We start from the raw sequence: 20,807 nt of genomic DNA, 5'->3' as shown, positions 1-20,807 counted from the left end.
CACTCGCCGGTCATTACCGGTATGAGAAAATAAAGGGGAGCCTTGTTCGATGCCTGCAGTAAAGTCTTGCCGCCCGCGCCCACTGGCGCGCGCAGCACATCCGTTGTTTGCGATGAGCCTGTTGTTGTGTGCACCGGCGTGGGCCGATGAGCCTGCCCGGCGTACCTACCAGGTAGCACCCGCCAGCCTGGGCACCGCGTTGACCCACTTCGCCGACCAGGCCGGTGTCAGCCTATCGCTGGACCCGGCACTGGTCCAGGGCCGGCACAGCAGCGGCCTGTCCGGTAACTACAGTGTCGAAGAGGGCTTCTTGCAGCTGCTGCGCGACAGCGGTTTGCAGTTGATGCCGGTGGGTGAGGGCGCCTTCACCCTGGTACTAACACAGTCCAGCGGCGCACTGGAAATCGCCCCGACCAGCATCGTCGGCGGCTTGGCTGCAGGTAGCGAAACGCAGCCATACGCCGGTGGCCAGGTGGCGCGCCAGGGCGCTCAAGGCCTGCTGGGTTCGCGTGATTTCATGGAAACCCCATTCAGCATCACCAGCTACACCAGCGAGCTGGTGAAGAACCAGCAGGCACGTACCTTGGGTGAGTTGATTGCCAGTGATCCCTCGGTGCGCGCGACCAACCCGGCGGGTGGGCGTTTCGAGCAGTTCACCATTCGCGGCTTCAGCCTGTTCAACAGTGATGTGGCGTACAACGGCCTATACGGCATCTTGCCGACCTACTCGATCGACATGGAAATGGCCGACCGGGTCGACATCATCAAAGGCCCCAGCCAGTTGATCAACGGCATTTCGCCCCGTGGCAGCGTGGGCGGCGGGATCAATGTGCAGCCCAAGCGGGCCGGCGACAAGCCGATCACCGCGTTCACCGGCAGCTATGCGTCGGCTGGGCAGGCAGGTGGCGCCGTGGACGTTGGTCGACGCTTTGGTGAAGGGCAGCAGTTCGGCGTGCGTTTCAATGGGGTGAAGCAGGCCGGTGACACCGAATGGGACCACCAGCGCGTCGATCGCGAAATGGCCGTGCTGGGCCTGGATTTTCGCGGCGAGCGGCTGCGGCTTTCAGCGGACCTCGGGCATACCGAGCGTGATACCGACGCGCCGCAGGAGCGTGTGCTGGTGGGTGCGAATGCCAAGGTGCCGGATGCCAATGACGTACGCCACAACTACGCTCAGGCCTGGAGCAAGGCGCGCACCAACGACACCTTCGGTGCGCTGAACGCCGAGTACGATATCAGCGAATCGCTGCTGGCCTATGGGGCAGTCGGCGCGCGCAAGAGTAACCATGACTTCCTGCGCCACAACGTGTCTATTACCAACGATGCCGGCGATTTCACCGTTCAGCCGCGCGATTTCACTCGCGACGAATCGGTGCGCACCGCCATGGCCGGCCTGCGCAGCTGGTTTCATACCGGGCCGGTCAGCCATGAGCTGAACCTGGCCGCCAGCTATTTCTACATGGACTTCACCAACGGCGGTGCGCGTTATGCCTCGGCGCCGAGCAACCTCTACAACCCGGTTGCTACCCCGACACCGGGTACGCCAACCCGCATCGACCCGCAGGTTTACACGGAGAACCGCTTCTCCGGCGTGGCCCTGGCCGACACGCTGGGCTTTTTCGCCGACCGTCTGCTGCTGACCCTGGGGGCGCGCTGGCAGCGGGTGCAGGTGGATGACTGGAGCGACGGCATCAAAGGCGACACGGCCTATGACGAAGAAAAGGTCTCACCGTCGGGTGGCGTGTTGCTCAAGGTGACCGACCAGCTGTCGTTGTACGCCAACTACATGGAGGGCCTGAGCCAAGGCAAGATCGCGCCATCGACCTCGATCAACGAGGACCAGATTTTCCCGCCGTTCACCAGCCGCCAGGTTGAGGTAGGAGCCAAGTACGATTTTGGCCCGGTGGCGTTCACAGCCAGCGCCTTCCGCATTCGCCAGCCGGCCTACGAAACCAACGCCACCTCGCGGGTGTTCGGCCCCAACGGCAAGCGCGACAACCGTGGGATCGAGCTGAGTGTGTTTGGTGAGCCTGTACAGGGGGTGCGCGTACTGGGTGGGGTGATGTACATCGACAGCGAGCTTACCGATACCGTGGGTGGCGCCTTCGATGGCAACCGCGCGCCAGCGACGCCCGAATACAACGTCAATCTCGGTGCCGAGTGGGATGTGCCGGGCGTGAACGGCCTAACCCTGACGGCGCGGGGCATTCATTCCAGTTCGCAGTACCTGGACCAGAACAACAGCAAGCAGATCGACGGCTGGGAGCGGTATGACCTGGGGGCGCGCTATGCCTTCAAGGTGGATGCTGCCGAGGTGACCTTGCGTGCCAGTGTCGAGAATGTGCTGGATGACCGTTACTGGAGCTCGGCGGGGGCTTCGGATGACAGTGAGCCCGGCTTGACCCTTTCCACACCGCGCACCTACTTGCTGTCGGCCACAGTAGGTTTTTAAGCCCTGTACGGTCCATGTGGGAGCGGCCTTGTGTTTTGAGGAGGGATTAGAATCTGGAGTGAGAGCGGTGAATGGCCAGCTGAATGCCACTCTGATCTCGAATCACAAGCGTGGGCCAGCCAAAGTCCTCAAGCTGGTGGCCCATCCGGAGTTGGCCTCGGTGAAAAGCACGGCATCACAGGTGTGAAACACACGGCCACCGGATGGGCATCAATTATGTAGCCCGACCACAGGGCCCTGGGTCATTAGCCTCTGTACTCCCCGAAATGGAGCAACGACGATGACCCAGCCCCCCTTGTCCCCGCATTTGTCCTTCATTCACACGCGCATGCCTTCCTGGTTCGCGCAGGCGTCCACGGCCGAGCGCCAGTTGCTCAAGCAGCGCGTCAGGCAGAGCCATGCCGCGATGCGCCGCCTGCGCGAGGCGCTGGCGCCGGTGCAAAGCATCGAGACCTTCTGCCGCCCGCTGCTGGAGCAAGCCCTGCAGCGCTGGTTCCCGGACCAGGTGCTGCCCAAGGTCGACCAAGCTCGGGTGTGGAGTGATGGCAACGGCCATAGCTGGCTCGAGGCAGCCTTGCAGAACTTCGATGCCGGCGCTCGCGTCACCCTGTACGACTCGGCCACCCGCCTTGAAAAGCGCTCGGGCGAACAAGCGGCCACCTTCGTCAGCGGCGTACGCAATCTCGACCTCGGTCAGCGCTATCGCTATCACCTGGGCGACCATATAGATACCGACGGTTTTCGCGACCTGGTGCGCCAGTACGCCCGGGCCACCTTCGCTGCCGAGCTGACCCAGGCTACGCTGCAAGGGCATCTGGATGCCGAGGGTGCACTGATGGGTGAAACGATATTCGCCGGTCTAGCCGAATCAGCACGCAGTCAGTTGCAATGCGGCTTCCTCAGCCTGTTCGGCATCCCCTTGCATGGCCCTATGCTGGTCCGCCTCGCACCGCGCGATGCTGTCGAGCGATGCCTGCTGTATCTGCCAGGTCATCCTGGTCAGCCACTGCGCCAGTACCCCTCAGCGCAGGCCGCGAGCACGGCGCTCACCCAGATGCTGTGGCAGCAAGAGGAGCGCGAGTACTTCACTCGCTTTGTCTGTCTTGCCGAGCAACCTCTTTTCAGCGCACGGCTGCGTCAGATCCTGTACCCGCGCTACCCATATGCCGAGCTGCATCCATCTGCTCCCGTGCTGGAGAAAGGCGAACGCTTCAGCTGGCTCAAACGCGTGTTTCCTGCCACTACCGACCTCTGGCAGGAAACCCTCGACAAGAACGCGAGGCTGGACATCACCTTCACGCCGTGGCCTAGGGATGGCTTCGTCGAGTACGCGCGCATCGAGGTCGAGCGACGCATGCAGGATGCCGCCATCCTGGCCGTTCCAGTCGCCCAACGTGATGCCGATGCCCAGTTGGCCCGCATCCAGAGCTGGCTGGGCGTCGGCCTGACCGTGCTCAACCTGGCGGGATTCTTCGTGCCCGGTCTGGGCGAGGTGATGCTGGTCATCGGCGGTGCGCAGGTGGTCGACGAATTCCTCGACGGCGTGCACGCCGCCAACGAAGGCGATGCCGATGCCGCGATCGGTCACCTGTTCGACGTGCTGGCAAGCCTTGCACAGTTCGCCGCCCTAGGCGCCGCGGGACGCTTCATCGAACCTCAGGGCATCTTGCACAGCTGGCAACCAGTAGGCACCGACGGTGAACAGCGACTGTGGTCCGGTGAGCTGACACCCTTTTCCCGCCCCCGGCCCTGGCCACTCGGCCAGGCCCGTGATGGCCGAGGCCTGTACCTGTGGGAGGGCAAGCCATGGTTCGAGCGCGACGGGCAGGCGCTGCCGCTCGAACAGGTCACAGACGGCACCGCTCGCCTGCCATCGGTCCGGGGACAGCGGCACCAGCCTACACTGCTCGGCAACGGCCAGGGCACATGGCTGTTCGAACACGATCGCCCCTTGGACTGGCAGGCCGACACCCTGCTCGAACACCTGGGCCCCGCTGCCCAAGGCCTGGATGCGCAAACCCTCGGCAAAGCGTTGCAATGCAGCGGCTACGATGCCGCAGCGCTGCGCCGAGTGTTGCTGGATCACAGACCAACCCCCGCGTTGCTGCTCGAAAGCCTCGAAGCTCTCGGCGCACACCCGATCGGCGTCCCGGCCAACGAACAGCCGTTGACCGCCATCCTGGCTCGCGACTTCCCATCGCTCACCCAGGCGAGCCGCTCGGAGATCCTCGCCCAGGCGTCGGCCAGCGACATCGCCCGGCTACAGCAATCGGGGCGCTTGCCCTTGCGGCTGGCCGAGACCGCACGGCTGTACCTGCGTGAAAGCCGCATCGGCAAGGCCCTTGCCCGCTTCCACCATGGCAACGGCGCCACCACCGACCGCGATGCCCTGGCATTCGCCGCGTTACGGCGTCTGCCTGGATGGCGCGGCAAGCTGCGCCTCGAACTGCGCGACTCGAACCTCAGGGGGCGGCTGCTCGCCAGCACAGGCGAGCAAGGGCTGCCCACCAAGACCCTGGTGCGCAACGCCGATGGATATACCCCCCATGACGCGTTCGGCAACGAGCTGGCGGGGCGCAGCGATGTATACCGCGCGATGCTGCAGGCGTTGCCCGACAGCGAACGTGACGCACTCGGGCTGCTGATCCATGAGCAGGGCAAGCTGCGCGACAACCTGTTCGAACTGGCCGCCCGTGACCGTCGGCAAGCCGCTCTGGACCTAGGCATGACACCGGTTCGACCGATGTACCGACTGCCCACCCGCCTACCCGGTGATCGTCGTATCGGCTATCGCCTCAGTGGCCGAGGACGCGCTTACTGGACTGAAGACGAGCTGTTCGATCAACTGTTCCCGGCCACACCGCAAGGCGACCGGGAGATGCTGCGCCAGCGCCTGCGCCACCAGGCCGGCCCGTCTGCCGGCGCGTTCGGTCGCATGCTGTCGCGACTGCTGGTGGACTACCGCCGACTCGACAGCGTACTGCAACGCTGGGTACACGCCCCCGAGGGCCTCCTGCCCGGTGCGCAGGAACAGCAACATGGATTGCGCGAAACCTTCGCGCAACGCATTCGCAGTGCGTGGCGCCGGGAAAGCGCAGAAGGGCCGCACGACAACATCGACGATATCAACCTGGTGCTGGAGGGGCATGGCCTGACCAGCGTACCCGCTTTGCCCATAGGCCTGCCTCACGTTCGCCTGCTCAACCTCAACGGTCTCAACACCCCAGACATGCCCGGCCTGAACGCGTTTCTCGAAGCCTTTCCCGGCCTGCGCCTGCTTGACCTGGCGGAAAACAGCCTCAGCCGCCTGCCCCAGGCATTGGCCGAGATGCACGAACTGCAGGCACTGGATATCTCGGAAAACAACATTGACCTGGACGGGGAGGAAAGCCTCGCGCTGCTCGAACGTATGCCCCACTTGCAACGGCTCAACCTCACCGATGGCATTCACACCCTCTCGGTGACTACGCTCGAGCGCCTCAGCGCCCTGCCGTCGCTGGCCTGGTTCCAGGCCGACCTCAACCACCTGATCATGACCGCCGAACACTTTCAGGCCCTGCAACGCTGGCCGGCCTTGATCGGGTTGAGCCTGGCTCAGAACGCGATCGTGCTGGATGAGGCCGCACGTACCGCACTGGCCGGGCTCAACCGTCTGGAGATGCTGTCGCTGTACGAAAACCCGCTGGCCCTGGCCCCCGACTTGAGCGGCTGGACACGCCTGCAGCGACTGGACCTGGAACTGACCAACATCAGCCAATGGCCGGCGGGGCTCGAGGCCCTCATGAACCAGGAGCCTCTGGTGCTGCGCCAGCTGGACCTGAGCGCCAACGAGCTCGCCGTTACCCCCGACCTGAGCCAGACAGCCTTTGCCCGCGCGGTACGCGATCACCTCGAAGGCATTGCCTATTCCTTCAACGGCAATCCTTTCGACGAAGCGGCCCTGGCCAATCTCGAACAGGCCGGCTTCACCACCCTCCCAGCCCTTGCACAGGCCAACCCTTGGGCCGCCGACTGGCCTGAGTCGTTGCGTTTGCACATTGCCGAAACGGCTGACGATCCACAGTGGCAGCCGCTCTACAACCTACTCGAACGGCTGCCCGATACACAGGACTTCCTGGACGCCCCAGCCCAGATGCGCCAGCGCATGCAACACGTGGTCGAAATGCTGTCCAGCACGCAAGAAGGCGAAGCCGATACCGGCTGGGGCCGGGCGCAGGTGCAGCAGCAGATCAACGACCTGCTCGAGGACGCCACACAGGAGTGCGTGGACCAGGCCATCGTGCTGTTCCAGCAAGTCGAGACGCAAGTGACGGTGTGGCAGACGGTCGCCCATGCCGCGGCTGCCGAAGCCGACGAACAGGTTGCCGTGGACAGTGCCCGCGCGCTGCTGCGCCAGCGCCTGCTCGACGAACGCGTCGGCGCCCTCTATCAGGCTCGCCTGGCCAGACGCAGGGCCTTGCGGGCCGATGACCATCACCCGAGGGACAACCCCGCTCCAGCCCTGCACCCCGACGATGGCATCAGCGATCAGGAACTGGTCAGCGATCACCCCGACGAACTGGAGATGGCCCTGCATGCGCGTATCCAGCTACGACAGAGGCTGAACCTGCCGCCGCAACCGCAGGCCATGCGTTTCCCGCAACTGGCGCACCTCGATGAGCCGACCCTGCAACGCCTGGGTGATGCCGTGATCGAGGGCACGAGTGCCTCCGCCCTCGAACACTGGGCAGTGGACCAACCCTTCTGGCGAGCCTGGCTGCGCCGTTTACGGCCACTGGCCTTCGAAAGGCTGGCCGAACGCTGGATGGGCGCCTCCGAATATTTCGACACGCTCACTGACCCGTCGGCCGAAGCGGGTGCCTATACCGGCCCCGCAGTGCCAGCGCTCTACATCGACGCACTGGAGCGTGAGGTGGGCGATGTGGATGGGCTTGCCTGGCGCTTGAACGGCGTGCTGCAACGCGTCAACCTGGCCAGCGGTCGCTATCCCAACGAGAACACCCTCTACCAGAGAGCCGCGGACCTGCTGCTGCGTTGTCGCAAGGAAGATGAAGCCGAACTGCTGCGCGAGCTGACCGAAACCATGGTCCAGGCCCACCGCGAATGAGTCGGCAGGCGGCCAGCCATTGCGCCGGGTGACGATAGCCCGTAACCCGGCGCCAGGTCGCAGCCCAGCGGCATCAGCACCCGCACATGCTCCACGCTCTCTGCCCTGCTGGGTGCCGGCGAAACCCGCCTGTCGGCGGAGCAGATCTACCCTCGGCTGTTCGATGCCATTCTCGAACAGCGCCTGCGACCGGGCAGCGCCTTGCCCGAGCAGGCGCGCCAGGTGCTCAGCGCCCGGCGCCTGGCCGAGACCACGCTGATCGGCCTGGCCACCCAGCGCGCGCGCCCGGCACAGATCCTCCAGCTGGTCGAACGCGAACGCCAGCACCATGAGCAGGGCGAACGCTGCACGGCGATCCGCCTGGGTGGCGAATTCCACATGAGGCTGGCGCACCTGGCCGCCAACGTACCCCTGGCGCGTTTTCTCAACGGGCTTGTGCCGATGACGTCGCTGATCATCGTCCGATATGAGTCGCCCAGCTGCGAGCATTGCGCCTGGCAGGAGCACGCGGCGATCATCGATGCGGTGGAGAGCGGTGACAGCGGCGCTACGCGCCCCGTCGCCAGCAAGGCCAGCCTCCACAAGAGGTCGCACCCATCTGCATCAGCTTGATGCCACCGCTCTCCCAAGCCTCTGCGCCTGGCCCTGCAACACCCGCATCAAATGCACCGCTGCATGAGACGGCGGCTCGAACCGTGAATAGACAAAGCTGATATCGAAGTGAATTTCATCGGCCAATGGCACCACCGCCAGCCCGCTGTCCTGCGCAACGAACTCGTCGATCACGCTGATGCCCATGCCTTGTTTGACCAGCGCCACAGCCTCGTTGGCATTGGTAAACGACAACAGTGATTTCAGCTGCACTGCGCTGCGCTCGATGTGCTCGGCGAGCAGCTTGCCAAACGGCATGTCGGGCCGGAACAGCAGCAAGGCATGGCCTTCCAACTGTTGCAAGCTCAGCGTGGGTTGCCCAGCCAGCGGGTGGTCGGGCGGCATCACCACCACCATGCGCCCACGCATGAACGCCTGCGAATGCAGGTGGTCGTGCACCACGGGCAGGGCGGCAATCGACAGGTCGACCTTTTTCGACAGTATCTGGTTGGGCATTTCGCCCATCAGCGAGGTTTGCCACTCGATGTTCAGCGACGGTGACTCGCGCTTTAGCTGGGCCAGGGCGATGGGGATGACCACCGTCGACAACGACGCGCTGCACGAAATGCGCAGCTTGCGCTGGCCACCGGCGCCCAGTGCCAGGGCGCATTCATTGACCTCCAACGCGGCCTGGTACACCCGCTCGACTTCACGAAACAGCACCTGCGCTTCGGCCGTGGGCACCAGGCGGTTGTTGATGCGCTCGAACAGCGGATAGGCCAGGCGCCCTTCGATGTACTGGATCAGCTTGCTCACGGCCGGCTGCGACACGTAAAGCAGCTTGGCCGCCGCGCTGATCGAGCCGGTCAGCATCACCGCCCGGAACACTTCCATGTGCCGCAGTTTGAACACCATCGGGTTTGCGTCTGCGCCTTCGTTGCCAAGCAGCATGTGTATTACCTTCGGTTATGGTCTTCGCCATCTGGGTATGAGCGTCAAACTCGGCCGCGCAGTATCGTAAACCCCAGCCTGATCGCCCTTGCGGCGAACAATAACAAGATCTGCAGGCAAGCGCAGTGGCGCTTGACGGGAGTGCTGCGTGACCATTTTTGACGAAGCGAAGATCGATTGCCATAACCATTTGTTTGACCCCGCGCGTTTCCCTTACCACCCCGACGCACCCTATGCACCTTCCGGGCAGGAGGTCGCCACCCAGGCGCAGTTCAGTCGGGTGATGGATGCCTATGGGGTGCAACATGCCTTGCTGGTTGGCCCCAACAGCGGCTACCACACCGACAACCGCTGCCTGCTGCATGCCTTGGCTACCGGGCAGGGGCGCTTCAAGGGCGTGGCAGTGGTCGAAGCGGATATCAGCCTCGATGCGCTGGCGGCCTTGCAGTCGCAAGGTGTAGTGGGTATCGCCTTCAACCCCGCGCTGTACGGGGTAACCAGCTTGAAGGACGCTGATGGGCTGTTCGGCAAACTCGCCGAGCTTGGCCTGTTTGCGCAGGTGCAGGTATGTGAGGACCAGTTGCTTGACCTGCATGGCCTGCTGCAAGGCGCCCATGCACGCCTGCTGATCGACCATTGCGGCCGACCGGATGTTGCAGCGGGTGTGCAGCAAGCCGGCTTCCAGGCGCTGCTGCGGTTGGCCGATAGTGGCCGCGCCTGCGTGAAGTTGTCCGGTATGCAGAAGTTCGCCGCAGCCGATGCCTTGCTGGAGCAAAGCGGTGCCTACGTCCAGGCCCTGCTCGAAGCCTTTGGCGCCGAAGCCTGTGTGTGGGGTTCGGATTGGCCGTTCATTCGCCAGCGTTCGCGGGTGGACTACGGGCCGCTGCTGAAACTGGCCGAGCGCCTGATGCCGGATGCCCGGCAGCGCCGTGCGGTGATGTGGGACACCCCGCGTCGATTGTTCGGGTTTGCCTAACGCCCCGTTGATTGCCATTCCAATAACAAGAGAGCAACCGTCATGACCACTGAACAGAACGCCAGCCTCGGGGTGTTCGACACCCCTGCGCGCGTCCAGCAACGCACCCGCACCCGTTTCATGATCCTGGCGCTGATTTCCGGCGGTACCATGATCAACTACCTCGATCGCAGCGTGATGGGTATTGCCGCGCCCAGTATCAGTGCTGACTTGGGCCTGAACGCAGCGATGATGGGGGTGATCTTTTCCGCCTTTTCCTGGACCTACGCCGCTGCGCAGATTCCGGGCGGCATCCTCATCGACCGGCTGGGCACCAAGCTCACTTACTGGCTGGCACTGACCTTGTGGTCGCTGTTCACCGGGCTGCAAGGGCTGGCGCAGGGCTTCCTGTCGTTGCTGGGCATGCGCTTTTTGGTGGGGATGACTGAAGCACCATGCTTTCCCACCAACAGCCGGGTGGTGGCCACCTGGTTCCCGCAGAGCGAGCGGGCCAGGGCGACCGGTATCTACACCTTTGCCGAATACACCGGGCTGGCGTTTCTGACCCCGCTGCTGTTCTGGGTGCTGCACGCTTACGGCTGGCGTTTCCTGCTGCTGGCGGTCGGCCTGATGGGCATCCTCTATGGCCTGGTGTGGTGGCGCAAATACCACGAGCCACACCAGTCGACCACGGCCAACCAGGCCGAGCTGGACTACATCGCCGCTGGCGGTGGGGTGATAGATGGTGGGCAGAAAGCCACGTCGTTCCGCTGGTCGCAGATCCCGGCGTTGCTCAAGCACCGCAACATGCTGGGCATCTGCCTGGGCCAGTTCGCCTGCAATTCGACCAACGTGTTCTTCCTCACCTGGTTCCCCACCTACCTGGTGACCGAGCGGCACATGCCCTGGCTCAAGGTCGGCTGGGTAGCGGTGCTGCCATTCATTGCCGCCTCGCTGGGCACGCTGGTCGGCGGTTGGCTGTCTGACGCGTTGCTGCGCCGCGGCTACTCGCTGAACGTGGCGCGCAAGCTGCCGGTAATCGCCGGGTTGCTTACCGCGTCGGTGATCGTGCTGGCCAACTACGTCGAGTCCGACGCGCTGGTGATTGCCATCCTGTGCATCGCCTACTTTGCCCAGGGCATGTCGGCGCTGGCCTGGATGATCGTGTCCGATATCGCCCCCAAAGGCCTGCTGGGCCTCAGCGGCGGCTTGTTCAACCTGTTCGCCAACGCAGCAGGCATCGTCACGCCGTTGACCATCGGCATCATCGTCTCGCTGACAGGCTCGTTCGTCTGGGCCTTGGCATTCGTGTCGTCGATCACCGTACTCGGTGCGCTGTGCTACCTGTTCATGGTCAGCGACCTGCGTCGCTTGCCGGAGATTCCTTCAGTCGAAAATGGAGCAAAACAATGAGCCAGTACCTGCAAGGCCAGACCGCAATCGTCACCGGAGGGATGCGTGGCATCGGCCTGGCGATTGCCCAGCGCCTGCATGCCGCCGGCGCTCAGGTTGTGATCTGGGACCTCGCCGTGGAGGGTTGGAGCAACGCGGAAAACGGCTTTGAGCCCGTGCTGCGCCAGGCGGTGGATGTATCGTCGCTGGCCTCGGTAGAGACAGCCTTCGCCGAGACGCTGAGGCGTATAGGGCAGGTGCAGATTCTGGTCAACAACGCTGGCATCAATGGCCCTGTGGTGTCGTCGTGGGAGTACCCGCCAGAGGCCTGGGACAAGGTCATCGCCATTGACCTGAACGGCGTGTTCTATTGCTGCCGTACCGCCATCCCGCATATGCGTGACAACGGCTACGGGCGCATCGTCAATATCGCCTCCATGGCCGGCAAGGATGGCGTGCAGTACATCTCGGCCTATTCGGCAGCCAAGGCTGGGGTCATCGCCTTTACCAAGGCAGCGGCCAAGGAGCTGGCGCAGGACGGCGTGCTGCTCAACTGCGTGGCACCGGCCATGGTCGAGACCCCGCTGATGGCCGAGATGACGGCCGAGCACATTGCCGCGAGCAAGGCCAAGATCCCCATGGGGCGGTTCCTCAAGGCCGAGGAGATCGCCAATATGGTCAGCTGGATTGCCGGGCCGGAGTGCAGCTTTACCACCGGCTTCGTCTTCGACCTCAGCGGCGGGAGGGCGACCTATTGAATGGCCTGGGCGTGGCGCACCTCACCGCCCTGGAACTGGCGCCGGCCAGGCTGGTACGTGAGGCGCGGCGCGCGGGCTTTAGCGCGGTTGGGCTGCGCCTGCACCCGGTGATGCCGGGTGCACAGGCGTACCCGGTTGCGCCGGGTAGCCAGGCGCTGCGCGAACTGCGGGCGGTGATGGCAGGTGAAGGTGTGCGTGTTACCGATATCGAGTTTGTTTCGTTGACGGCACAGGCACAGGTTGCCGATTACCAACCGCTGTTGGCCGCAGGTGCCGAGCTGGGGGCGCTGAGCCTGACGGTGTCCGGGGACGACGACGATGTAGCGCGGCTGACCGGCAATTTCGCGGCGCTGTGTGAACTGGCGCGTGGTCATGGCCTGCGTGTGGACCTGGAGTTCATGCGCTGGCGGCCAGTGGCAACCCTGCAACAGGCATGCACGGTTGTGACAGGGGCGGGGCAGGACAACGGCGGCGTACTGGTCGATGCCTTGCACCTGTTCCGCTCCGGTGGCCAGGTGGCCGACCTCGCCGGGGTCGATCCGCGTCTGCTGCGTGCGGTGCAGCTGTGTGATGCGCCGTTGCTGGCGCCCGTAGAGGAGCTGATCATCGCGGAAGCGCGTGAGGGCCGTATGCTGCCGGGGCAAGGGCAACTGCCGCTGGCCGCGTTGGTGGCGGCGTTACCGGCGCAGCTGTGCGTCAGTGTAGAGGTGCCATCCGCTGGCGTGCCCGCAGAACAGCGGTTACAAGCGGCGGCACGAGTAACCCAGGCGTGGTTGCAGGGCAGGCGGCGGTTCCCGTCCACCCTGCAGGCCGCCGGTCATTCCTGATCGGGCACCACGGCGATCACGTCGATCTCCATCAGCCACTCGGCCTGGGCCAACCCGGCGACCACCAAGCCGGTGGAGATCGGGAATACGCCCTTCAGCCACTTGCCCACTTCCTTGTACACCGGCTCGCGGAAGCGTGGGTCGGTGATGTAAGTGGTGGTCTTGACGATGTGCGAAAGGTCCGAGCCAGCTTCTTCAAGCAGTTGCTTGACGTTCTTCATCGCCTGTTCGGTTTGCGCCTGCGGGTTACCCAGGCCCACCAGCTTGCCTTCGAAGTCGGTACCCACCTGGCCTCGCACATAAATGGTGTTGCCGGCCCGCACGGCCTGGCACAGGTCGTTGTCCAGGGTCTGGTTGGGGTAGGTTTCCTTGGTGTTGAACATGCGGATGCGAGTATGGGTAGGCATCAGTGGGCTCCGAGGGTGCTGACGTTGCTGATCATGTTGGTTTGCTGCTCATCCGCTTCGCGCTGTTCGCGGTCGCGGTAGGCCAGGTAGGTGCGTTGCGTGGCGATGTGGCCAGCGACGTGCTTGGCGTCGTGCCACACGCCCCAGATGAACGACGAGCCACGGCGGGACAACCACGGCAGGCCCAGGAAGTACACGCCGGGTTCGCGGGCCACGCCGCGTTGGTGCTGGGGCTTGCCGTTGGCATCGAAGGTGTCCACCTGCAGCCAGCTGAAGTCCACGCCGTAACCGGTAGCCCAGATGATGCTGCTGACGCCGGCCTTGGCCAGGTCCAATTGCTGCAGCGGGTTGCTCATGCAGGCCGGGTCGGCCAGGCGTGTGCGGGCTTCGGGTTCTTCCGGCAGGTCCAGGCCGTTGCATTCGATGTAGGCATCGGCGGCATCCAGCAGGGCCAGGTAGTTTTCATCGCCGCGGTTGATGTTCTCGACCAGGTTGTTCTGGAAGTGCGCCACGCCGTTCTCGAACGACTGGGTCAGGCCGACCAGGGTCATACCCTGGTGGGCGAGGGCGCGGAAGTCCACGGTGTGGCCGCCACGGGCACCGCTGACGGCGATCGTCACGTGCTCGCGTCCGGGCTTGGCGATTTCTGCGTCCCACTCACCCAGCACGCCCAGCCACCAGCAGAAGTCGCGGTTGCGGTAGGCACGCGGCGGGCGGTCGTGGGCGCCGACCGACAGGTACACCTGGCGCCCGGCGCGCATCAGCTCTTCGGCAATCTGCACGCCGGAGGAACCGGCACCAACCACCAGTACCGCGCCCTCGGGCAGTTGCTCTGGGTTGAAGTAGGCGGCGGAGTGGATCTGATGCAGGTTGCTGTCTTTAGGCGCAATGGCCGGGATCACCGGCTTCTGGAACGGGCCGGTGGCGGCGACCACTCGGTTGGCGCGAATCACGCCTTCATTGGTTTCGATGGTGAAGCCGGGGCGGTCGCTGTTACGAACTACGCGCTTTACTTCAATGCCGGTGCGTACCGGCAGGTTGTACTTGCGTACGTACTGCTCGAAGTAGTCGGCCACCTGGTCCTTGCCTGCGAAGGCGTCGGCGTCGAGGTTGAATTCCAGCCCCGGGAAGCGGTCGTGCCAGACCGGGCCGTTGGCGACCAGCGAGTCCCAGCGGCCAGTGCGCCATGCCTCGGCGATACGGTTGCGCTCCAGCACCAGGTGCGGCACGCCAAGCTTGCTCAGGTGTTCGCTCATGGCCACGCCGGCCTGGCCGGCGCCGACGACGAGGGTGTCGATTTCGAGGTTGTTCAGTGTCATGTCCGAGCCCTTGTTCAGGCGGTTGTTGTCAGGTCGGTTTGGAGGACCGCCGTTGTCTGGAGCCAGACTAGGGATGCGGCACGAATGGCGAAAATAGTATTTAGCTGGTGCTTGCCGATAAAACGGCGAAGGCCTTGAATTGCATGGCCTGTAGCAAACTTTAAGGGGATTTTCGTGTGGTGTTTGGCGCACTTTTGCGGGCTTAGTTTTTTCCTGCTCAAAGCACAGGAAAATGTTGGTTTCGTGGGGTAGAAGGTTGCGCCCAGAATGCCCTGCATCGCACAGGACAACAGGAGCTTCACCATGACCTTCTCCATCATTGGCCGCTGCCAGGAAACCGGCCAGGTCGGCATCGCCATCAGCTCGTCGAGCATCGCCGTAGGCGCCCGTTGCCCGTGGGTGCGCGCCGGTGTAGGCGCGGTCTCTACCCAGAACATCACCCTGCCGGCACTGGGCCCGCAGATTCTCGATGCCATGGAGCAAGGCCAGTTGCCACCCGCCGCGGCCCTGGACCGGGTGCTGAGTGCCAACGGCTGGAGTGAGTATCGCCAGGTCACGGTGATCGACAGCCAGGGGCAAGTGGCGCTGTTCACGGGGCGCGAAGCGCTGGGTACACACAATGCGGTGGCCGGCGAACACTGCGCAGCGGCGGGCAACCTGCTGTCTTCTACCCAGGTAATAGAGGCCATGGTGCTGGCTTTCGAGCAGGCGGGTGGGCACCTGGCCGACCGCCTGCTGGCGGCCATGCACGCGGCGATGGCCGCCGGTGGCGAAGCCGGGCCGGTGCACTCGGCGGCGTTGAAGATTGCTGGCGAACTGACCTGGCCACTGGTGGACCTGCGCGTCGACTGGGCCGATGCAGACCCGATCGGTGTGCTCGATGGCTTGTGGCAAGCCTATCGGCCACAGATGCAGGACTATGTCACCCGCGCCCTCAACCCGACCGCCGCGCCAAGCTACGGGGTGCCAGGCGATGAGTGAATTTGCCAGCCGCGCGCTGCTGGCCCGGCTGATCGGCTTTGCCACGGTCAGCCGGGACTCCAACCTTCAGCTGATCGGCTTTATCCGTGATTACCTGGCGGAACTGGGGGTGGAAAGCGAACTGTTCCATAACCCGGAGGGCACCAAGGCCAACCTGTTCGCCACCATCGGCCCCAAGGACGTAGGCGGCGTGGTGCTGTCGGGGCACACAGATGTAGTGCCGGTGGATGGCCAGGCCTGGAGCGTCGAGCCGTTCGCCCTGAGCGAACGCGACGGGCGCCTGTTTGGTCGCGGCACGGCTGACATGAAAGGTTTCATCGCGTCGGTGCTGGCAGCCGTGCCCGCGTTCCTCGCCCAGCCGTTGCGCATGCCCGTGCACCTGGCGTTCTCCTACGACGAGGAAGTCGGTTGCCTGGGCGTACGCTCGATGCTGGAAGCCCTCGAACAGCGCCCGCACAAACCCCGACTGTGCCTGATTGGCGAACCCACCGAGCTCAAGCCGGTGCTAGGGCACAAGGGCAAGCTGGCAATGCGCTGCCAGGTGCATGGCGCGGCCTGCCACTCGGCGTATGCGCCGTCTGGGGTGAATGCCATCGAGTACGCGGCGAAACTGATCGGCAAGTTGGGTGACATCGGTGATGCACTGGCCTTGCCGCAGCATCATGACGAGCGCTTCGACCCGCCGTTTTCCACGGTGCAGACCGGGGTAATCAAAGGGGGCAGGGCGCTGAACATCGTGCCCGCCGAATGTGAATTCGATTTTGAAGTGCGCGCGCTGCCAGGGTTCGAGGCGCAGGCGGTGGCCGATCAGTTGCAGACTTATGCAGAGGCCGAGTTGCTGCCGCGTATGCGCAAGGTCAATGCCGCCAGCGCCATTCGCCTGGAGCCGCTGAGCGCCTATCCGGGGCTGGCCACACCGCAGGACAGTGAGGCTGCGCGGCTGGTGGCATTGCTCAGTGGCTCGAATGAGTTCGGCACGGTGGCGTTCGGTACCGAAGGCGGCTTGTTCGACCAGGCCGGCATCCCGACCGTGGTGTGCGGGCCTGGCAGCATGGACCAGGGGCACAAGCCGGATGAGTTTGTCAGTGTGGAGCAGTTGCAGGGCTGTGATGCCATGCTGCTCAGGCTGGTCGATTACCTCAAGCAGGATTGATAGCTGTGGCGTCTTCGCGGGTACACCCGCGAATGGGCCACAGCGAGGCCCTGGCGAATCAGAAGGTAGCCTTGACCTGCAGGCCCACCACCAGCGCGTTGTCGATGTCCTTCCCCGAGAACGCCCCTGGCTCGATGATGTATTGCACATCTGGGCGCAGGTTCAGCCACGGTGTGGCCTGGTAGCCATAACTCAGTTCGATCAACTGCTCGGCACTGTCGATATCGGGGAACTGCTGGCCAGCGTTGAAGGCGGCATCTTCAAGCACATCGCGGCTACGCGGATTAGGCACGGCACGGCCGTAACCCAGTGCCACGGTATCTTTCGGGCGGCCTTCGAACGGTTTGTACAGCACCACACCGGCACCATACCACTTGGTGAACGGCGAGGCGGCCTTGCTCGACGCCGAGTACTGGCCGAAGGCGTGCAGGCTTCGGCCTGGCGAGCCCTGGTCGTTCCATACCGCCTGGTCGACCAGCAGGTAGTGGCCTGAGCGGCCGGATACTTCGTCGTCGCTGCCGATGCGTTTCACATCGGAGCTGTCGTAGTAGTAACCGAGCTTGTACTCGCCCGGCAGTTCACCCTGCAGCTTGTACACCAGTTCCACCGGTACCACGGTGCCGGTGGTGTGCTTGGGCCCCAGGTGCCAGGCGCGGCTGGAGTTGCCGTTGCTCTCGGGGTCTACGTTGAACGCCGCCACGCGCAGCTGCCAGGAAGGCGACAGGTCGTACTTCACCCGCACGCCGAGGTGAGCATTGGGGTAGTTGGTCCAGCCGCTGCCACCGGACATGTTCAGCGGGTGGCCGCAGAAGCCGGCGTTCATGAAGTTGCACAGGATGCCGCTGTCCAGGCCGCCGAGGTCGTTGCCCATGGCCATGTAGCCAAGCTTAACGTTGAGCGCCGGAGTGAACAGGGTACGCTCGTAGCTCAGCTCGGTCAGGCGGGTGTACAGGCCACCGAAGTTTTCCTGGATCGGCAGGCGGTTGCCTACCAGGTCTTCCGACGCGCTGTTACCGCGGCGGTCGTTGACGGTCAGCTGGACTTTGCCGCCGTTGTCCAGGCCGTACAGCTTCGACAGGTCGAACTGCACACCCAGCTTGACGTTCTGCGAATAGCGCGCCGATCGGTGCAAACCACCGTGGGCGTTGTAGGCGGTTTCGCCGCTGTAGTCACCGGTGACTTTGACGCCGTCTTCTTCGAGTTGATGACGCAGGCCGCCCCAGTCACCGGTCAGGGTGCTGCGGGTCAGCAGGTCGCCGTCGGCCAGGGCTGTGGTGCTGGCCAGGGCCAGCAGCAGGGTGGGGGTGATGCGAATTGCGGATGGCATTGCTGAATCTCGGGTTGTCTTTGGGGCCATTCGCGGGCAAACCCGTGCCTACATGGCCGCTGTGGGCCTTGTGGGAACGGGCGTGCTCGCGAAGAAGGCGACGCGGTCTTACGGCAGCGCGTAAGAAATCACGTAGTCGCCACGGTCAGTCGACTGGCGGGCGCCGCCAGCAGTGATCACCACGTACTGCTTGCCGGTCTTCGGCGAAACGTAGGTCATCGGGCCGCCCTGGCTGCCCACTGGCAGGCGAGCTTTCCAGATTTCGTTACCGTTGCTGCTGTCATAGGCGCGCAGGTAGAAGTCCTGGGTGCCGGCAATGAACACCAGGCCGCCTTGGGTCGACAGGGTGCCGCCCAGGGTTGGCAGGCCGATCTTGATCGGCAGGTGCATGCGGATGCCGAGCGGGCCAGTGTCTTCAACGGTGCCCACGGGTACCTGCCAGGCCACCTGGCGGGTTTTCATGTCGATGGCGGTCAGGGTGCCGAACGGCGGCGCCTGGCATGGAATGCCCGCTACCGACAGGAAGCGGTTCTTGTTCACGGCATACGGCGTGCCCTTGAGTGGTACCGCGCCCATGCCGGTGTTCAGTGCCTCACCGCCAGAGGCCGCGCCACCTTTGTTCTGCGACGGGATCATCTGGATCCACAGGCCCAGACGCATGTCGTTGACGAAGATGAAACCATGCACCGGGTCGGTGGAAATGCTGCCCCAGTTCATGCCACCCAGCGAACCTGGGAAGCTCAGCGACAGGTCGGTGCCCGGCGCGGTGTACAGGCCGTCGTAGCGCATTTTCTTGAAGTCGATGCGGCACAGCAGCTGGTCATACGGGGTGGCACCCCACATGTCCGACTCGGTCAGGGTCTGTGCGCCGATCTGCGGCATGCCTACCGATTTGGGCTGGGTTGGGGAGTATGGCTCGTTCGGGATGTTGCTTGGCTTGACGGGTACTTCGTCGACCTGGGTCAACGGCTTACCGGTGGCGCGGTCGAGCACGTAGATCTGCCCGGCCTTGGTGCCGATCACTACCGCAGGTACCGACTGGCCGTCATCCTTGGTGAAGTCGATCAGGCTTGGCTGCATCGGCAGGTCGAAGTCCCAGAGGTCGTTGTGCACGGTCTGGTATACCCACTTCTGGTTGCCGGTAGTGGCGTCTAGGGCCAGCACCGAAGCGCCGTAGGTGTGGTCCAGCTTGTTGCGCTCAACACCGTAGATGTCGGTGGACGACGAGCCCATCGGCAGGAACACGGTGTTCATCGCCGGGTCGTAGGACATCGGTGCCCAGCTGTTCGGCGTGCTGCGCACATAGGTGCTGTCGCCTTGCGGTGCCTGGCGATCTTCCGGGTTGCCCGGGTCGAAGGCCCAGCGCATTTCACCGGTGATCACGTCGAAGCCACGAATCACGCCACCTGGCATGTCGGTCTGGACGTTGTCGGCAACGCGGCCGCCAACCACCACGGTGGTACCGGCCATCAGCGGTGCCGAGGAGAGCTGGTAGTAGGAGTCCGGGACATTGCCCAGGCCGGCCATCAGGTTGACCTGGCCATTGTTGCCAAAGCCCTGGCAGAACTCGCCGGTGTCGGCGTCGACGGCAATCAGGCGGCCATCGATGGTGTTGGTCAGCAGGCGACGCTGGCAGTTGGCACCCGCCGCTACGCTACCGCCGGTAATCGGCGAGCTGTTCGGCTGGGTCGGCTGAGCGATGGCGGCAGTGGCGTCGAAGTAGGCCATGCCACGGCAACGCTGCCAGACCTTGGACTGGGCGTTGATTGCGTTTTTCCACAGCTCTTTGCCGGTGTCGGCATCGAGGGCGATCAGGTTGTTGTGCGGGGTGCAGATGAACACCTTGTTGCCGATCTGCAGCGGTGTCAGCTGGTCTTCGGCACCGTTGCCGTCACTGATGGCGACGTCACCGGTGTGGTAGGTCCAGGCCACTTTCAGCTTGTTGACGTTGTCCCGGTTGATCTGGTCCAGCGCGGCGAAGCGGCTGCCACCTTCGGTGTTGCCGTAGTGGGCCCAGTCTTTCTGTTCCTTGCCGGCTTCGACCGGGGTCATGCCTGGGCCTTTGCCGGTGGGGGCGACGCTTGGGTGGGCAACGAACATGTTGCCGGCAGCGATCACCAACACCACCGCCATTACCCCGGCGATACCGTAGGCACCGCGACCGGCGCTGGCGCCGTTGGTACGCGCCAGCAGCGGGTAGACCAGTGCCACCACCATGCCGATTGCGCCGAACATGAACAGGCGCGAGAACAACGGCCAGAACACCAGGCCGACATCGCTCAGTGCCCAGATCGCGGTGCCGACCAGGAATGCGGCATACAGCCAGGCGCCAGCCAGCTTGCGGCGGGCAATGAGTGCACCGGCGATGGCCATGGCCAGGCCGCCGATCAGGAAGTACCAGGACCCGCCCAGGCCGGCGAGCTTGACGCCGCCGGCAGCCAGGAGGAGGCCGAGCAGGGCGATGATTACGCCCAGGCCGATCAGAATGATGTTTGGGGCGCCAGAGGCGCGCGGTGTTTCTTTCATGCCAGGGATCTCAGCAGGTGGAATGCGCGCAGTCTAAGCCCTTAGCTTGCTAATTAACAAG

General features: G+C 64.1%; 15 protein-coding genes. 9 read left to right on the top strand and 6 right to left on the bottom strand.

What is annotated here, in order from left to right:
* Positions 1 to 49 precede the first annotated feature (49 nt).
* From DM807_RS09770 to DM807_RS09760, 3 genes are all read left to right on the top strand, one after another.
* Entirely contained in the window at positions 50 to 2,452 is a 2,403-nt protein-coding gene (locus DM807_RS09770; RefSeq protein WP_179027324.1) for a TonB-dependent receptor, read from the top strand.
* 280 nt (positions 2,453 to 2,732) lie between these two features.
* The gene (locus DM807_RS09765; protein WP_179027323.1) at positions 2,733 to 7,559 is read left to right on the top strand and encodes a dermonecrotic toxin domain-containing protein; all 4,827 of its coding nucleotides are present in this window, start codon (positions 2,733 to 2,735) and stop codon (positions 7,557 to 7,559) included.
* A gap of 72 nt (positions 7,560 to 7,631) precedes the next feature.
* Positions 7,632 to 8,171 (top strand): FCD domain-containing protein, encoded by a 540-nt coding sequence (locus tag DM807_RS09760; RefSeq protein ID WP_425326925.1) that lies wholly within the window; start codon positions 7,632 to 7,634, stop codon positions 8,169 to 8,171.
* Here the strand turns inward: DM807_RS09760 and DM807_RS09755 are convergent.
* Complete coding sequence (locus DM807_RS09755) at positions 8,163 to 9,101, bottom strand: LysR family transcriptional regulator (RefSeq protein WP_012271988.1); 939 nt, start codon at positions 9,099 to 9,101, stop codon at positions 8,163 to 8,165. The two genes, DM807_RS09760 and DM807_RS09755, sit on opposite strands and share 9 nt — an antisense overlap.
* A 148-nt stretch (positions 9,102 to 9,249) precedes the next feature.
* On the opposite strand from DM807_RS09755, the gene DM807_RS09750 reads away from it, so the two are divergent.
* The 4 genes from DM807_RS09750 to DM807_RS09735 are packed head-to-tail and all read left to right on the top strand — an operon-like array spanning position 9,250 to position 13,033.
* On the top strand, positions 9,250 to 10,077 hold the full coding sequence (locus tag DM807_RS09750) for an amidohydrolase family protein (protein WP_012271989.1): 828 nt from the start codon (positions 9,250 to 9,252) through the stop codon (positions 10,075 to 10,077).
* A 42-nt stretch (positions 10,078 to 10,119) separates the two neighbouring features.
* Positions 10,120 to 11,469: an MFS transporter gene (locus DM807_RS09745; RefSeq protein WP_060494245.1), complete on the top strand. Its 1,350-nt coding sequence runs from the start codon at positions 10,120 to 10,122 to the stop codon at positions 11,467 to 11,469.
* Entirely contained in the window at positions 11,466 to 12,206 is a 741-nt protein-coding gene (locus tag DM807_RS09740; protein ID WP_012271991.1) for an SDR family NAD(P)-dependent oxidoreductase, read from the top strand. The genes DM807_RS09745 and DM807_RS09740 overlap by 4 nt, the downstream gene beginning before the upstream one ends.
* The gene (locus DM807_RS09735; protein ID WP_012271992.1) at positions 12,203 to 13,033 is read left to right on the top strand and encodes a sugar phosphate isomerase/epimerase family protein; all 831 of its coding nucleotides are present in this window, start codon (positions 12,203 to 12,205) and stop codon (positions 13,031 to 13,033) included. The genes DM807_RS09740 and DM807_RS09735 overlap by 4 nt, the downstream gene beginning before the upstream one ends.
* Here the strand turns inward: DM807_RS09735 and DM807_RS09730 are convergent.
* Genes DM807_RS09730 through DM807_RS09720 form a run of 3 tightly spaced genes read right to left on the bottom strand, consistent with a single transcriptional unit; the run spans position 13,024 to position 15,064 of the window.
* On the bottom strand, positions 13,024 to 13,440 hold the full coding sequence (locus DM807_RS09730; RefSeq protein ID WP_012271993.1) for a RidA family protein: 417 nt from the start codon (positions 13,438 to 13,440) through the stop codon (positions 13,024 to 13,026). The two genes, DM807_RS09735 and DM807_RS09730, sit on opposite strands and share 10 nt — an antisense overlap.
* A complete protein-coding gene (locus DM807_RS09725; RefSeq protein WP_179027322.1) occupies positions 13,440 to 14,759 on the bottom strand; it encodes a flavin-containing monooxygenase in 1,320 nt (439 codons plus the stop codon). The genes DM807_RS09730 and DM807_RS09725 overlap by 1 nt, the downstream gene beginning before the upstream one ends.
* 14 nt (positions 14,760 to 14,773) lie before the next feature.
* Positions 14,774 to 15,064: a hypothetical protein gene (locus DM807_RS09720; protein ID WP_041166477.1), complete on the bottom strand. Its 291-nt coding sequence runs from the start codon at positions 15,062 to 15,064 to the stop codon at positions 14,774 to 14,776.
* Here DM807_RS09720 and DM807_RS09715 point away from each other — a divergent pair.
* Positions 15,063 to 15,740: a DUF1028 domain-containing protein gene (locus tag DM807_RS09715; protein ID WP_012271995.1), complete on the top strand. Its 678-nt coding sequence runs from the start codon at positions 15,063 to 15,065 to the stop codon at positions 15,738 to 15,740. The genes DM807_RS09720 and DM807_RS09715 overlap by 2 nt on opposite strands.
* Positions 15,733 to 16,893: an acetylornithine deacetylase gene (gene argE / locus DM807_RS09710; protein ID WP_179027321.1), complete on the top strand. Its 1,161-nt coding sequence runs from the start codon at positions 15,733 to 15,735 to the stop codon at positions 16,891 to 16,893. Before DM807_RS09715 ends, argE begins: the two co-directional genes overlap by 8 nt.
* 58 nt (positions 16,894 to 16,951) lie before the next feature.
* Here argE and DM807_RS09705 read toward each other — a convergent pair whose 3' ends face one another.
* A complete protein-coding gene (locus tag DM807_RS09705; protein WP_012271997.1) occupies positions 16,952 to 18,220 on the bottom strand; it encodes a carbohydrate porin in 1,269 nt (422 codons plus the stop codon).
* 108 nt (positions 18,221 to 18,328) lie between these two features.
* Complete coding sequence (locus DM807_RS09700) at positions 18,329 to 20,746, bottom strand: glucose/quinate/shikimate family membrane-bound PQQ-dependent dehydrogenase (RefSeq protein ID WP_179027320.1); 2,418 nt, start codon at positions 20,744 to 20,746, stop codon at positions 18,329 to 18,331.
* Positions 20,747 to 20,807 lie beyond the last annotated feature (61 nt).

The organism is Pseudomonas hunanensis, assembly GCF_013393325.1.
Lineage (GTDB): Bacteria > Pseudomonadota > Gammaproteobacteria > Pseudomonadales > Pseudomonadaceae > Aquipseudomonas > Aquipseudomonas putida_P.
The sequence above is the reverse complement of the archived record's forward strand: the minus strand, read 5'-3'. Positions and strand labels throughout refer to the sequence as shown.

What these genes read in the sequence shown, in the direction of transcription:
- DM807_RS09730 (WP_012271993.1), bottom strand. Translation starts at nt 13,440, where the DNA reads ATGCCTACCCATACTCGCATCCGCATGTTCAACACCAAGGAAACCTAC.
- DM807_RS09770 (WP_179027324.1), top strand. Translation starts at nt 50, where the DNA reads ATGCCTGCAGTAAAGTCTTGCCGCCCGCGCCCACTGGCGCGCGCAGCA.
- DM807_RS09715 (WP_012271995.1), top strand. Translation starts at nt 15,063, where the DNA reads ATGACCTTCTCCATCATTGGCCGCTGCCAGGAAACCGGCCAGGTCGGC.
- DM807_RS09720 (WP_041166477.1), bottom strand. Translation starts at nt 15,064, where the DNA reads ATGGTGAAGCTCCTGTTGTCCTGTGCGATGCAGGGCATTCTGGGCGCA.
- DM807_RS09740 (WP_012271991.1), top strand. Translation starts at nt 11,466, where the DNA reads ATGAGCCAGTACCTGCAAGGCCAGACCGCAATCGTCACCGGAGGGATG.
- DM807_RS09755 (WP_012271988.1), bottom strand. Translation starts at nt 9,101, where the DNA reads ATGCTGCTTGGCAACGAAGGCGCAGACGCAAACCCGATGGTGTTCAAA.
- DM807_RS09765 (WP_179027323.1), top strand. Translation starts at nt 2,733, where the DNA reads ATGACCCAGCCCCCCTTGTCCCCGCATTTGTCCTTCATTCACACGCGC.
- DM807_RS09745 (WP_060494245.1), top strand. Translation starts at nt 10,120, where the DNA reads ATGACCACTGAACAGAACGCCAGCCTCGGGGTGTTCGACACCCCTGCG.
- argE (WP_179027321.1), top strand. Translation starts at nt 15,733, where the DNA reads ATGAGTGAATTTGCCAGCCGCGCGCTGCTGGCCCGGCTGATCGGCTTT.
- DM807_RS09725 (WP_179027322.1), bottom strand. Translation starts at nt 14,759, where the DNA reads ATGACACTGAACAACCTCGAAATCGACACCCTCGTCGTCGGCGCCGGC.
- DM807_RS09700 (WP_179027320.1), bottom strand. Translation starts at nt 20,746, where the DNA reads ATGAAAGAAACACCGCGCGCCTCTGGCGCCCCAAACATCATTCTGATC.
- DM807_RS09705 (WP_012271997.1), bottom strand. Translation starts at nt 18,220, where the DNA reads ATGCCATCCGCAATTCGCATCACCCCCACCCTGCTGCTGGCCCTGGCC.